The following is a 13,652-nucleotide window of genomic DNA, read 5'->3' as shown; positions in this document are numbered from 1 at the left end:
AAAAGAGCAAGGCGTTTCATATTTTTTGAGCGTATATACTAGTACGTGAGGATCAAAAAATATGAAACAACGACGCCAATTTTTCAAATTAAACGAGTATATCTAAACTGCTTCTGAACCGGCTATAATCTCTATTAATTCCGTAGTAATAATAGCCTGTCTTGATCTATTGAGCTTTAAAACTAACTTGCTTATTAAATCATTAGCATTATTTGTTGCATTTTCCATAGCGGTCATTCTAGCTCCCTCCTCACTTGCTCTACTTTGTAGTAAAGCATAATTTATTTGGGAATTCACATATAAATTAATTAGATTAGAAATGAGACTTTCTCCCTCATATTCATAATTATAGTCAATTGATTTGGACTCGCCTACTATGTCACTCGTCGCTCTCCTATTATTTATAGGCTTCACTCCTCGTTCCTTGTATCCGAATCCGACTAAATTAACTATAGGATTATCTATCATAGAATCATCCTGATATTTTGCTACTGGTAAAATCTGTTGTCTAGTCATAATTTGAGTCATTGCGTTCTTAAATTTATTAAAATATATAACACAATTACTAACTTCTAGATTTTCTACTGCCGACATAATTTTTTGTTTTACTTGTAGCATCAGATTTTCATCATGAATTTTGGGTAACTCAAAATAACTATCAATATAATTTACATATTGCCTTTTTAGTGCTTCGTAACCTTTTTTTCCAATAATGATAAGTTTTATTTGTTCGCCTTTATTTTCTAACTCTTTAATATCATTCTTAACTTGCTTAATTATACTGTAATTAAACGTTCCGCATAAACCACGCTGTGATGTCATAACTATCAATAAATTTGCTTTATTCGGCACGGTATTAAAAAATTTCTGCTCTTCTATAGATAACTCATACATATCAATTGATAATATAGCAGACATCATTTTACTAACAGCCTCAATATAAAAATTTGAATTGGCTATTTGACTCTTTATTTTTGCCATTTTAGAAGCTGATACTAGTTGCATTGCTTTAGTAAGCTTTTGTGTAGATTTAACGCTTTTAATTCTAGTTCTTAACTGCTTTAAATTTGACATATTTATTTAGTATTTTTATGTCATTGCGAGGAACGAAGCTTTGTTGCAATCTCGTCAAATATCCTGAGATTGCCACGCTCCTTTCAGTCACTCGCAATGACGATTAGTATCCACACAAAAACAACATCATCTTATTTAACAAATTCCTTAACGAAATTTTCTAAAAATGCTTTCAGTTTCTGCTCGGTTTCTTCGGTTATACGTTGCTCGTTTTTTATTGATTCCAAAATATCTTTTTTATTTAACCTTATCTCCGTAAGCATTTTATCTTCAAATTCTTTTACTTTCTGAAGCGGGACATCATTTAAATATTTCTTAGTTCCGACATAAATACTTACTATTTGTTCTTCTACCGGAAAAGGATGATATTGAGCTTGTTTTAATATCTCAACTAATCTTTTACCGTGATCGATTTGTGCTTTAGTGGCAGGGTCTAAATCTGATCCAAATTGCGAGAAAGACTCAAGCTCTCTAAATTGAGCAAGCTCTAGCTTTACCGAACCTGCTACCTGCTTCATAGCCTTTATTTGTGCTGCAGAACCAACACGACTTACCGAAATACCGACATTAACGGCAGGTCTTACGCCTTTATAAAATAGCTCACTTTCTAAGAAAATTTGACCGTCGGTAATCGAAATAACATTTGTTGGGATATATGCGGATACGTCACCTGCCTGCGTTTCGATTATAGGAAGAGCAGTAAGTGAACCGCTGCCTTTTTCCTCTGACATTTTAGCAGCACGCTCAAGCAACCTTGAATGCAGGTAGAACACGTCGCCGGGATAGGCTTCTCGCCCGGGAGGTCTTCTAAGTAATAATGAGATTTGTCTATATGCAACGGCATGCTTACTTAAATCATCATAAATAATAAGTGCGTGCATGCCGTTATCACGAAAATATTCGCCCATACTACAGGCAGAATAAGGGGCAATGAATTGAAGAGCTGCAGCTTCCGAAGCAGTAGCCGAAACAATAAGTGTATAGTCCATGGCTCCGGCATCTTCTAGTTTTTTTACTATTTGTGCAACACTTGATCTTTTCTGCCCAATAGCTACATAAATACAATAAATTTTATCACTTTCATTAGTAAGTGAATGAGCTTGTTTTTGATTAATAATAGTATCAACGGCTATAGCCGTTTTTCCAGTTTGCCTATCACCGATTATTAACTCTCTTTGTCCTCTACCTATTGGGATTAACGAATCTATAGCCTTTATTCCGGTTTGTACGGGTTCACTCACGCTCGTTCTTTCTATTATCCCCGGAGCCTTCATCTCGATATGTCTGTACTCTTTACTTGCAATATCGCCTTTGCCGTCAATAGGATTACCTAGAGCATCAACAACACGACCAAGCAAAGCGTTTCCTACCGGTACTTCTAAAACTGCTTTAGTTCTTTTGACATTATCACCTTGCTGTACTTGGTTATCATCCCCCATAATTACAGCACCGACACTATCGTTTTCCAAGTTTAAAACAAGGCCCTTAACACCGGATTTAAATTCTACTACTTCACCGGATTTTACATTAGCAAGACCGTAAATTTGGGCTATACCGTCACCGACGGTTATTACCTGCCCTACTTCCTCAAGCTCACTTAAGCAATTAATATTAGCTATTTCCTTTTGTAATATTTCAGCTACTTCAATAGGCTTTAGTTTCATGTGGTTTATGTCTCCTAATTTTCTTGTCATTGCGAACGAGCATTGCCCGTGTGGATACCGAGTCGTCATTGCGAGCAGCCGTAGGCCTCGTGGCAATCTTATAAAATATCCTGAGATTGCTTCGTCAATTACTTCGTAATTTCCTCGCAATGACTATATAAATATCTATACAGCAATATTAACTGTCTTTAAAGCTTTCTTTATTTTCTCTAAACTACCTTTTATTGAGTAATCTTGCAACATACTATCATATTTAATTACAATACCGCCAATAATAGTATTATCTATATCAAATAATATTTCTGTTTTTTGATTTAATTCTTTTTCTATACGAGATTTAATCCACTCCTGCTCTTTAGGTTGTAATTTATTTGCAGAAATAACCTGAACTATCTTTATGTTTTTACTTTCATATAGTAAAGTATTATAAGCATCTACTATATTAGATAAAATAGCAGTACGAGAATTTTTTACCAATAACAATAAAAAATTTTGTACTATTGTGCTAATTTTGATATTTTTTGCTAATGAATTGACTGCGTTAATTTTGTCGTTCTTATTTACTATAGGAGAAAATAGGAACTCTCTAATATCAAAATTATCGGTAATTATACGGTTTATAGAAGTAATTTCTTCAAAGATCTTATCTTGTATATTATCAACCATAGCGTTATTTAATAACGCTACTGCATAATTCTTGATTAAATTACCTTTGTTCATTTTCTTAATTTATATCTCCGAAGTAAAATGAAACGTATATACGAAGATCAACTTCAACAAGAGCAAGGAGTCTATAAGGCAAGGAGCGGAGCATATACTTAATACGTGAGCACCACAACTCTTATAAGACGACGTAGGCAATTTTTGAAGTTCATCGAGTATTATATATGTATTGCCCTATCATAAGCAGAGAATACTGATTCATGCATCATTTCCGATAAAGTCGGATGCGGGAAGATAGTGTTAATTAAATCCAACTCCGTTCCTTCTAAATTTTTTGAAACCACATATCCTTGTATTAATTCCGTAACTTCCGAACCTATCATATGAGCTCCAAGCAACTCACCCGTCTTAGCATCAAATATAGTTTTAATTAAGCCATCGCTATCACCACTTACTAAAGCCTTACCGTTAGCTATAAAAGGAAATCTGCCTATTTTAAGTTCATAACCTAAGGTTGTTGCTTCTTCTTCAGTCAAACCGACGCTTGCTATTTGCGGCGAAGAATAAGTGCAACCAGGAATATTATGTTTATTAATAGTATGCGGTTTTAAGCCCGCTATGCTTTCCGCTGCAATAATACCTTCATGGCTTGCTTTATGAGCTAAACAAGGCACTCCTGCTACATCGCCTATAGCATAAATTCCTGATGCCGCAGTTTGCATTAACCCGTTAGTAGTTATATAGCCGTTTTCTACTTTAATTTTTGTTTTCTCAAGACCTAAATTTTCCGTATTAGCTGTAATACCTACTGCCATAAGTAAAATTTCAGCTTGTAATTTTTGTGTTTTATCTGCTAACTCTAACTCAACTTCTATCTTATCTTTTGATTTTGTTTGCTTAATTAACTTAGCATTTGTAATAATTTTTATACCTTTCTTCTCAAAGTTCTTATGAGCGATTCCGCTAATTTCCATATCTTCAGCAGGCAATATTCTATTATGTGCCTCAATTACGGTAACATCCACACCAATACTATTATAAAACGAAGCGAATTCTATACCGATTGCACCTGAGCCGACAATAATCATAGATTTCGGCACATGCTGCGGTATCATAGCTTCTTTAGAAGTCCAAATTTGTTTACCGTCAGGCTTAAAGCCTTTTAAAACCCTAGATCTTGCGCCGGTAGCTATAATAATATTTCCTGCTTTTACTGTAGGTTTATCATTTATATTTATTACCTTATTTCCTGCAAGACTTGCTACTCCGTCTATCACGGTCACTTTGTTTTTTTTCAGTAGTAACTTAACACCGCCTGCAAGTTTATTTGAAATCTCTCTTGAGCGTTCGACTATTTTCTTAATGTTGATTTCAGCACCTTTAGCATCAATTCCATAGTCTTTAGCATGTTTTATATATTCAAAAACCTCAGCAGATTTAAGCAGGGATTTAGTCGGTATACAACCCCAATTAAGACATACCCCACCTAAATGCTCTTTTTCTACTAATACAACTTTTTTCTTTAATTGTGCTGCTCTAATTGCTGCAACATATCCACCTGGACCACCGCCTATAACGGCTACATCATATTGTTCCATTTTATTTTTATTTTGTTAGTTTGTTATGCACATTAACGTCATTGCGAGGAGATGCACAGCATCGACGCAGCAATCTCAGGAATCATACACTATCTCCTGAGATTGCTACGCTCCTTTCAGTCGCTTGCAATGACGAAAATGGAAATGACACTAGAGTATACTACTCTTCAGCATCCATCTATTCTTTTCATGCACCTTAATTCGTCCAATAATCATATCGGCTGTACCCTCATCGCCCTCTGCTTGTGCTACTTTGAGTCCCTTATATAAGGTATCTCTAATAATATCTTGATCTTTTGTTAGACTTTTCAGCATTTCATTTGCCGTTGCGTTTAGATTTGCCTCATCTATAGATGCAAGTTTTATTAAATCTGATAATGCGGGAACTTTAGCATTTAAATTATTCTTTCAGCAAGCTCATCTAAACTTTCAGCTAAATCTTCATACTGCCCCTCAAATAATAAATGTAGACTTCTAAACTCTGCTCCTTCTACATTCTAATGATAATTTTGTGTTTTAAAATATAAAGCATAGCTATCTGCTAAAATTTGTTCTAAAGCTTTTACTACTTGCATAATACCCTTAAATTTCTATGAACTTTTTGACTTTATAACATTTCTTTAGATACTTCAAGTGATATTGAAATTTATATAATTTCACCTAATTGCAATGATTATATATTAATTATTAATTTTTGTTAATAATTTCTTGACTATCAAATAAGTACTGCTGATTATGCCCTTCAATTTTAAAAATCCAAAGGAATAGCAAAATGATACATCAATTAACTTCATTTTTAACCACTGTGGCAAGAATTACTACAAACAGCAAGAGCAACAATTGGAGATCAAGAATATAATATGCTTCAAATAGGATATAACGGAGAAAATTATTATATAGATCCTACTACAAAAAATTTAATTGTATCAAATTGTCCTAAAAATAATATGGCAGCGATGGAGTATAGCAAAAGAATTGAATTATTAAATAACGATATCATGAACCTAATATTTAGAGGGTTTTTCAAAATAAAGAAAGCGTTAACTAACTATAGACGAGGCTATTATTACTGCAGTTAATGATAATGGAGACGATATACAAGATTATATATAAAAAAAACAAGGTGATAATACTTTTATGTATGAGGAAGCATTGATGAAAATATGTCAAGAAAATTTTCGTTATTATTTTGATCCACAAAATTATACTAAAATTTAAAACCCTACTATTGAGTATATACTTAATACTGCAGCAACTAATAACCCTATTACTATAGGTTATAGTAAAGGATGCAAAATATTTGAGGTACTTAAAGGAAATAATTTGAATGGAATTTCTTCAGAAATAAAGGATTTAATATCTAACCCGATATCTAGCACTACTCAAGGTACTAACACAATAGAAAACTTATTAGAACTCATAACAAAAGACTTATCTGAAATCGCAGCTAATCCGATTAATAACACAATAACAAGCTCTACTGCCGAAATTTCTGAATCAATCTTTTCCGATAACACCGAAAGTTAGACTGAAACGGGAATAAATTTAATTAATAACACCGTAGCAAACCTTACTAATACTGTGCTTTCAATACAACTTACAACTCTCAAGAAAATATGTTTGATGAGCGTGATAACGATAATTCCTTGGTTGCTCAACATATAAGCATTGGCACAGCTGTAGTTGCCTCCATAGCTGTTATAATAGGTGTAGTGGTAACTTGGTATGTTAGAAATAAAAACGCAACAAACGCTAAATTAAAACAATATATTGATGAAATTGAAGCTGAAAAACTTGCTGCTGAAATTAATGAAGATGTTACTACTGAAAATAACACTCTACTTGATAATGATCATGCTGTGGTAGATATGACCGGAGTCTCCTATGAAGAAGAAGGTACTTTAGTATAGATAACCTAGAGTATTGCTTTTTAATCAACAACCAATAGCAAATTCACTGTTGGTTGTTCCTCGAAAATAAAAATCGAGATTTATTTCAATTCTTGATTTATCAATTCTTTTAGCTTTTCTTTCGCTGCTTCTTTAGAACGTTGCCCTGCATAAGAATCATAATTTTTATTATTTTCAATGAAATGTACAAAGAAAACTGTTCTGTCATTTTTTTGTAGCCAACCTATAAACCATCCGATTTTACGATCCTTTAACTTTACAGTTCTATCTTGGCTAAGTTTATTACCACTGCCTGTTTTACCGTAACGCTTCCAACAATCTACAAAATCTGCAATAAACAAAATATTTTTAGTCATTTCTTGGGCTTGAACACTTACAGGCAATTTATTCTCTGCCAGTTTCTGAAGAAAAGCTAATTGTTCTTACGGTGAAATTTCTAAAGAACTAGAAAGCCATGCATTAGTTAAACCGTTATTCCTTCCTTTATCTCCTCCTGAAATATCACGATTACCATAATCACATTATGTTACATAATCACGAAATTTTTCCATACCTAATTCTTGAGTAATAATCTGAGAATACCAAACACAGCTATTATTCATCCAATCTTTAGGTGTTTGGGATTGTTTCCAAACTTCAAGATAGTCAGCATATCCTTCTTTAACAGGTAATTTTGGATGAGTTTCATCAATTAAAACCCATCATCATAACCCATTAAACTTATAGCAATTTTAAATGTTGAGCATGGAGCATAACGAGACTCACAATCACCTTCTTGTTTTATAATTTTCATTAACTAAAAAACAATCCGCTTGAATTATAAAAGTTATAGTAAGTGATATTAGGGCAGTGAGATATAAAATAATTTTTTCATAGGTTCAAATAAAAATAGGTGGTTTTGTTGCATGACATAGAGAACAGGGAATGACATCGGCTTAAACTAATTATACAGTTTAGTAAATTTCCTGCGATTGATCTTCCTTACTCGGTACATAATCAAAAATATCATTATTATCTTGATTATCAATCATATCTTCATTCTCAAGCATCTGAACATTATTTACTTTAAATGCTTCTATAACAGTACCGCTTGGTGTAATTTTACCAGTTGTGCTATCTACGGCGATTAGCTTAATTGAATCTGGAACTTTGAAAGGCAGTGATGGCTTATCCTTATAAGCATTACTCATAAAATCAATAAAAATCGGTAATACTACGTTTGAGCCTGTTGCTCTTTTTCCAAGCTCTTTCGGTGTATCATAACCCACATAACTGCCGACTACTATTTTGGGTGTAAAACCTACAAACCATGTATCTTTACTATCGTTACTAGTACCGGTTTTTCCGCCGATAATTTTCCCTAACTTCTTCGCAGCATAACCGGTACCTCTATCTATTGCTCCGGTTAAAAACGAAGTAATTTGATAATCACTAGCTTCATCCGTAACTCTATAGATATATTCTTTCGGTATTTCTAATATTGCGGTATCTAAATTACTATCCGAAACATTACAAGCAAGACATTCTCTATCATCTCGCCTATAAATAATTTTACCGTTACGATCTTTAATTAATTCTACAAAATGAGGCTCAACTTTTTTACCGCCGTTAGCAATAATTGCATAAGCATTAGTCATTCTGCTAAGTGTGGTTTCAATGGAACCAAGTACCATAGAGTAAACTTTTTTTGGTTCATTATTAATACCGAAACGCTTAATTATATCAACGATTTTTGTAAGTCCTACGGCAGTTGCAACTCTTACGGTTATAAGATTACGAGATTTTTCAAGACCAGTACGCATAGTGATTTCACCTAAAAACTTACCCTCATAATTTTTAGGACGCCAACTAGGCATCCCTGGACCTTGCGAAATCTCAATAGGTCCATCATTAAAAATCTGATTCGGCTTAACACCGTTTTCAAGAGCTGCTAAATAAACAAAGGTTTTACTCAAAGAACCGGGTTGACGCAGTGCTTGAGTTACTCTATCAAATTTACTTGTGGAAAAATCATAACCGCCGACGCTTGCAAGTACCTGTCCGGTATTTGGGTTCATAACCATAATAGCACCGTTTACTTCAGGAATCTGACGAAGAGCATACCCCTCTTTTATAGCCTCAACCACTATCACATCACCTTTTTTAAGCAAGGTCTTAACTGATTTAAAATTACTTCTTGCCCATTTCATTTCAGCTATAGGCATCTTAGATTTGCTGCCGTCTATAAGTCCAATCTCTACATGATTATCGGCTACATCTAGAACTACAGCTAATTTATACTCTAAAAGCGATGGAGGAGTCGGTAGTTTTTTTAGCTCTCCTTGCCAATTATCAAGAGAAATATTAGCTATAGGCTTTCTAAAACCACGCCTTCTATCAAACTCCCTTAGACCTTTTCTTAGAGAGTTTTCAGCTAATTGCTGCATCTTTGCATCTAAAGAAGTAATGATAGTAAGACCTCCGGTATAAAATTCTTCCTTACTATTTAACATCCTAATTACTTCTTCTCTGACCTGTGCAGCATAATAATCTGCCGTAACAGTTTCTTCCTTAGCTCGTTTACGTAAAACTATCGGGCTATCCATAGCTTCTTTCGCAGCGTCTCTTGTTATATAACCATCTTCAAACATACGTGCTATTACGTAATCACGACGAGCTTTTACTCTAGCATAATTTCTCTCAGGATTAAGTTCGGAAGGGGCTTTAGGCAGTGCCGCAATAAAAGCTGATTCTGCAATAGTAAGTTCCTCTACGGATTTATTAAAATAATTTTGTGCAGCTACCGCAACACCGTATGCACCACGACCAAAAAATGTTTGATTAAGATATAATTCTAAAATTTGATCCTTAGTAAATACTCTTGAAATCATATAAGAAAGAATCGCTTCTTTAATCTTACGTTCAAGAGAAACTTCGTTAGTTAGCAGAAAATTTTTAACCACTTGCTGAGTAATGGTAGACGCTCCTTCCATACGCCTATGATGTAAATAATTAGATATGTTTAAAAATACCGCTCTAACTATTCCAAACAAATCAACGCCGGGATGGTTATAGAAATTCTTATCCTCAGCTGCAATAAAACTTTCTATTAGCGAACTCGGTACGCTATTAATCGGTACAAATACACGACGTTCAAAAGCGTACTCCTCCATTAATTTGCCGTCACGGGAATAAATACGCGTTACCGACGGCGGATAATAACGTGCAAGCTGTGAGTAATCAGGCAAATCACGTGAATAGTGGTATATTATATAAGCAGTAATCCCGCAACCTACTAAAATAAGGAAGACAAAAATTTTTAAACAAAAAAGAAGAGATTTATACATGACTTATAATATTTCGCCTGTTAAACTATTAAGTGAAGCCTTAGTAATTTTTACATCAATGATTTTACCAAGTAAAGATTTATTAGGGTTTTGGATATATACGGACTGCATGTATGGAGTTTTACCTATTATCTGGTCGTCGAATTTACCATTGCGATCAAATAGAACTTTCATAGTACTACCAACACAACTTGTATTAAAAGCTAGTTGCTGAGCCATGAGTTCTTGTTGTAATATAGTTAACCTCTCTGATTTTATATGTTCAGGTATTTGGTCGGTTCTAGTTGCACCAGGTGTGCCGGGACGTGGGCTATATTTAAACGAATAACACTGACCGTATTTTACTCTACGGACCAAATCTAATGTACCCTCAAAATCTTCATCTGTTTCACCGGGAAACCCGACAATAAAATCAGAGGATAAAACTATATCAGGCCTTGCTTCTCTTAAGCGATGAATTATATCAAAATAATATTCCCGATCATGTTTGCGGTTCATGGCTTTTAATATTTTATTTGAACCTGACTGCACCGGTAGATGTAGAAACGGCATTAATTTAGGTTCGGTGCCGTACAGCTTTATTAGATCATTATTCATATCTATCGGGTGTGAGGTGGTATAACGTAATCTCTCTAAATTGGGAATTTGTGCTAGATGTTTGAGTAAATCGGCTAGACTAAATATTTTATCTGCAGGACCTTTACCGTGATATGCATTGACATTTTGTCCAAGTAACATAATTTCTTTAGCACCGCTACTAACTACTTTTAGTGCTTCTCTGAAAACCTGCTCTACATTTCTTGAAAATTCAGCACCTCTAGTATAAGGTACTACGCAGAAAGTACAAAATTTATCGCACCCTTCCTGTACCGATATAAAGGCACTTGTTCCTTGCGGATATAATTGCTCAGGTAGCTGATCAAATTTTGCTTCTTCAACAAAATCAAGATCGATTAAGTGCTTTTCGTGTCTAACAACTTTTGAGATTAATTCCGGTAGGTTATAATAAGATTGCGGACCGACAACAATATCAACATAAGGAGTTCTTGTAAAAATCTCCTCCCCTTCCGCCTGTGCAACACAACCGGCTACAACTATTATTGCAGAACTTAAACCTTGTTTTGTTCTGGTATCTTGTAGTTTCTTAATACGACCGAGTTCAGAATAAGTTTTCTCAGCTGCTTTCTCTCTGATATGACAAGTATTTAGAATAATAACATCTGCTTCTTCAATATTTTCAGTAGGTTCATAGCCAAAGGGATAAAGCAAATCCTGCATCTTAACGGAATCATAAACATTCATCTGACATCCGTAGGTCTTAATATAAAGCTTCTTACTCATAATTTTATATATATATCTATCTTTAAACTAAAAGCCTAGTATACGAAGATCAAATTCAAAAAGAGCGAGGAGTTCACAAGGCAAGATGAGCTGCGTATAACGTAATACGCGAGAACCGAAGCTCTTGTAGAACGACTCAGCCAATTTTTGCAGTTCATCGAATATACTAAAGTTTTATATTATACTATATTTATATCAATCTTTAAACTAAAACCTTGATGGGCATTGCTCAATAACTATAGATATCTTTAAAAGCCCCGTCATTGCGAGGAAAAACTGCAAGTTTTGACGAAGCAATCCAGTTAAAAATGCTAATATTTAGATTTTTATTATTTTTGCTAGATTGCTACGCTCCTTGCAGTCGCTCGCAATGACGACTCGGTATCCACGCAGGTAATGCTGAGTTAGGAATGACACTCAATCCTTACGGATTAATTCTTGCTGTGCAGATTCTTGCGGTGATTTCTTTTAATTTTTCTATTCTTTCAATAAGACAAAGCAGCTGTTCTTTAGTAATTTTATAGTTTTTATCATATCTTGCATCAACATAAGCTTTTTCAAGAAACTCAAAACACTTTTTTTGTTCTTCGGTTAATTGAAGAAATACACTCCATAATTCATTGTCATAATTTCCTGCCATACTACCTAGTTCTTGTAAATTATGTAATTTAGGTTTGTAGTTTGAGGAAACTAATAAAATAGTACTGTAAAGACTTTCCGTAGCTTGATGAAGGGCAAAGGCTGATAAAAAGCATACTACAAATCGCTTAAATAAGTAGTTGCCCCTTTTAAAAAACCTTTACCTCTACCAATCGCTCCAAGATAAATCTTTAGCCTCGCTAAGTATAAATTCCCTTCTTTTTTTATATCGGTATAAAAATAACGTCCTTTTTCTAACTGCCTACTTATTTCCTCTATTGACTCTAGAATTATCGATATTCTTGAATCATACGGAATAATTTGCTTAGGGTTTATTATTCCTGTGTTTTCTAATCTTATATATTTATATTATCTTTTAATCTTAAAGCAGTGTATCCTTTATATTTACCTTTTTTCAGAATTATCAAAATATCAGTATCGCTATGATAGCCGTAAGGTAGATCATGTACCCAATCGCCTCTAGCAAAAGAGCCGTACAAGATAATCATAGCGATTTTTCCTGTGCAATATCTAAAATCTGCTGCACTATAAAATTAAGCCTTACTCTAATTTTAAGAGAACGTTCGGGTAAGGTGGTTTTCATTTAAATATCTATACTTTATATTTTTCTGCTTTTAGCTTTTTTATTTCTTCTATTGTAAGCTTAGTATATCGTGCTATTTTCTCTATAGGTTCATTCTCTATTAGCATTTCTTTTGCAATTTCAATTTTCTCTTTTTCTATGCCCTTCTCCATCCCGACATTAAACTTTTCTTCAAACTTGTCTATTTCTTGTTATATAGCCATTTCAGCTCTAAAATAATCATCATGCTCTTGTTCTGTCCATTTATATTGCTCTAAACTTGCATATGCCGATAACACAATTTCATTTTTAATCTCTTTTGGCGGTTCTTGTTCTTGCGAAGCATATTTTAATAAATACAACCATTCATCGGTATCATCTTTAAGATCATTTTTTTAAACTTCCCTAGTTCAATAAATACATAAGTTAATGAAAACAAATATTATTTATGTATATTGCTTTCTTTTATATGATGATAGCTAATATACGGCAATTCATCAGGCAAAGCTTTTGCTCCTATGAATAGAAATTATTACTACCGGCAATAAATCCTTATGTTTCATACCCTTCTTAATTTGACTAACGTAGGTATAACAAACGTAAAGCTGCGTTCTATTAAGATAATCTTTCTCCATTTTACGCTGTATCTCGATTATATACCATCTACCGGTTTCATCTTTAACTTTTATATCGAACAAACTTCTTTGCCCTTCAAGAAATACAGGTAACTGTTCAGTAGTTATATAGCTTAAATCTATGATTCTATCTCCTTGCGATAACCTAAGAAGAGAGTTCAATAAATTTATTAATTTTACTTTATCGCTAAATAGTTTTTTAAATGCGACATCATTTGT

17 protein-coding genes and 1 pseudogene are annotated in these 13,652 nt (G+C 33.8%); 3 read left to right on the top strand and 15 right to left on the bottom strand.

Annotated elements, in window-relative coordinates; all coding sequences use genetic code 11:
* Window positions 1-102 precede the first annotated feature (102 nt).
* The 5 genes and pseudogenes from atpG to RSIB_RS08735 all read right to left on the bottom strand — a co-directional run bounded on the left by atpG (window position 103) and on the right by RSIB_RS08735 (window position 5,574).
* Entirely contained in the window at window positions 103-1,074 is a 972-nt protein-coding gene (gene atpG / locus RSIB_RS02055; RefSeq protein ID WP_004997319.1) for an ATP synthase F1 subunit gamma, read from the bottom strand.
* 131 nt (window positions 1,075-1,205) lie between these two features.
* Entirely contained in the window at window positions 1,206-2,738 is a 1,533-nt protein-coding gene (atpA, locus tag RSIB_RS02060) for a F0F1 ATP synthase subunit alpha (protein ID WP_004997317.1), read from the bottom strand.
* 165 nt (window positions 2,739-2,903) lie between these two features.
* Window positions 2,904-3,458: an ATP synthase F1 subunit delta gene (gene atpH / locus RSIB_RS02065; RefSeq protein WP_004997314.1), complete on the bottom strand. Its 555-nt coding sequence runs from the start codon at window positions 3,456-3,458 to the stop codon at window positions 2,904-2,906.
* 161 nt (window positions 3,459-3,619) lie between these two features.
* Window positions 3,620-4,999, bottom strand: a complete 1,380-nt coding sequence (gene lpdA, locus RSIB_RS02070) for a dihydrolipoyl dehydrogenase (RefSeq protein ID WP_004997313.1) — start codon at window positions 4,997-4,999, stop codon at window positions 3,620-3,622.
* A 150-nt stretch (window positions 5,000-5,149) separates the two neighbouring features.
* A pseudogene (locus tag RSIB_RS08735) lies at window positions 5,150-5,574 on the bottom strand (Dps family protein).
* Between the two features lie 285 nt (window positions 5,575-5,859).
* On the opposite strand from RSIB_RS08735, the gene RSIB_RS02075 reads away from it, so the two are divergent.
* From RSIB_RS02075 to RSIB_RS02080, 3 genes are all read left to right on the top strand, one after another.
* Window positions 5,860-6,078 carry a hypothetical protein gene (locus tag RSIB_RS02075; RefSeq protein ID WP_004997309.1) on the top strand — a complete coding sequence of 73 codons (219 nt, stop codon included), beginning with the start codon at window positions 5,860-5,862 and terminating at the stop codon, window positions 6,076-6,078.
* A gap of 244 nt (window positions 6,079-6,322) precedes the next feature.
* Window positions 6,323-6,526: a hypothetical protein gene (locus RSIB_RS06250; RefSeq protein WP_016728372.1), complete on the top strand. Its 204-nt coding sequence runs from the start codon at window positions 6,323-6,325 to the stop codon at window positions 6,524-6,526.
* A gap of 89 nt (window positions 6,527-6,615) precedes the next feature.
* Window positions 6,616-6,909: a hypothetical protein gene (locus tag RSIB_RS02080; protein WP_004997307.1), complete on the top strand. Its 294-nt coding sequence runs from the start codon at window positions 6,616-6,618 to the stop codon at window positions 6,907-6,909.
* 80 nt (window positions 6,910-6,989) lie between these two features.
* Here the strand turns inward: RSIB_RS02080 and RSIB_RS02085 are convergent, their stop codons facing one another.
* The 10 genes from RSIB_RS02085 to RSIB_RS09845 all read right to left on the bottom strand — a co-directional run bounded on the left by RSIB_RS02085 (window position 6,990) and on the right by RSIB_RS09845 (window position 13,595).
* Window positions 6,990-7,307 carry a penicillin-binding transpeptidase domain-containing protein gene (locus tag RSIB_RS02085; protein ID WP_272942535.1) on the bottom strand — a complete coding sequence of 106 codons (318 nt, stop codon included), beginning with the start codon at window positions 7,305-7,307 and terminating at the stop codon, window positions 6,990-6,992.
* A 123-nt stretch (window positions 7,308-7,430) separates the two neighbouring features.
* Complete coding sequence (locus tag RSIB_RS10485) at window positions 7,431-7,601, bottom strand: penicillin-binding transpeptidase domain-containing protein (protein WP_340139615.1); 171 nt, start codon at window positions 7,599-7,601, stop codon at window positions 7,431-7,433.
* Window positions 7,601-7,702 (bottom strand): serine hydrolase, encoded by a 102-nt coding sequence (locus RSIB_RS10480; RefSeq protein WP_004997304.1) that lies wholly within the window; start codon window positions 7,700-7,702, stop codon window positions 7,601-7,603. Before RSIB_RS10480 ends, RSIB_RS10485 begins: the two co-directional genes overlap by 1 nt.
* A gap of 160 nt (window positions 7,703-7,862) precedes the next feature.
* Complete coding sequence (locus tag RSIB_RS02090; protein ID WP_004997302.1) at window positions 7,863-10,235, bottom strand: penicillin-binding protein 1A; 2,373 nt, start codon at window positions 10,233-10,235, stop codon at window positions 7,863-7,865.
* Window positions 10,236-10,238: 3 nt separating this feature from the next.
* Window positions 10,239-11,576, bottom strand: a complete 1,338-nt coding sequence (gene miaB / locus RSIB_RS02095; RefSeq protein WP_004997300.1) for a tRNA (N6-isopentenyl adenosine(37)-C2)-methylthiotransferase MiaB — start codon at window positions 11,574-11,576, stop codon at window positions 10,239-10,241.
* 424 nt (window positions 11,577-12,000) lie between these two features.
* Window positions 12,001-12,276: a HEPN domain-containing protein gene (locus RSIB_RS08730; protein ID WP_100217526.1), complete on the bottom strand. Its 276-nt coding sequence runs from the start codon at window positions 12,274-12,276 to the stop codon at window positions 12,001-12,003.
* Between the two features lie 295 nt (window positions 12,277-12,571).
* Window positions 12,572-12,724, bottom strand: coding sequence for a nucleotidyltransferase family protein (locus RSIB_RS09180; protein WP_004997297.1), 153 nt, complete (start codon window positions 12,722-12,724; stop codon window positions 12,572-12,574).
* Between the two features lie 103 nt (window positions 12,725-12,827).
* Window positions 12,828-12,971: a hypothetical protein gene (locus RSIB_RS09855; RefSeq protein ID WP_016728375.1), complete on the bottom strand. Its 144-nt coding sequence runs from the start codon at window positions 12,969-12,971 to the stop codon at window positions 12,828-12,830.
* A gap of 39 nt (window positions 12,972-13,010) precedes the next feature.
* On the bottom strand, window positions 13,011-13,160 hold the full coding sequence (locus tag RSIB_RS09850; RefSeq protein ID WP_016728376.1) for a hypothetical protein: 150 nt from the start codon (window positions 13,158-13,160) through the stop codon (window positions 13,011-13,013).
* Window positions 13,161-13,295: 135 nt separating this feature from the next.
* Window positions 13,296-13,595 (bottom strand): PD-(D/E)XK nuclease family transposase, encoded by a 300-nt coding sequence (locus tag RSIB_RS09845; protein ID WP_004997296.1) that lies wholly within the window; start codon window positions 13,593-13,595, stop codon window positions 13,296-13,298.
* Between the last annotated feature and the right edge of the window lie 57 nt (window positions 13,596-13,652).

Source organism: Rickettsia sibirica 246, from assembly GCF_000166935.1.
Lineage (GTDB): Bacteria > Pseudomonadota > Alphaproteobacteria > Rickettsiales > Rickettsiaceae > Rickettsia > Rickettsia rickettsii.
This window is presented reverse-complemented; position numbering and strand designations above follow the sequence as displayed.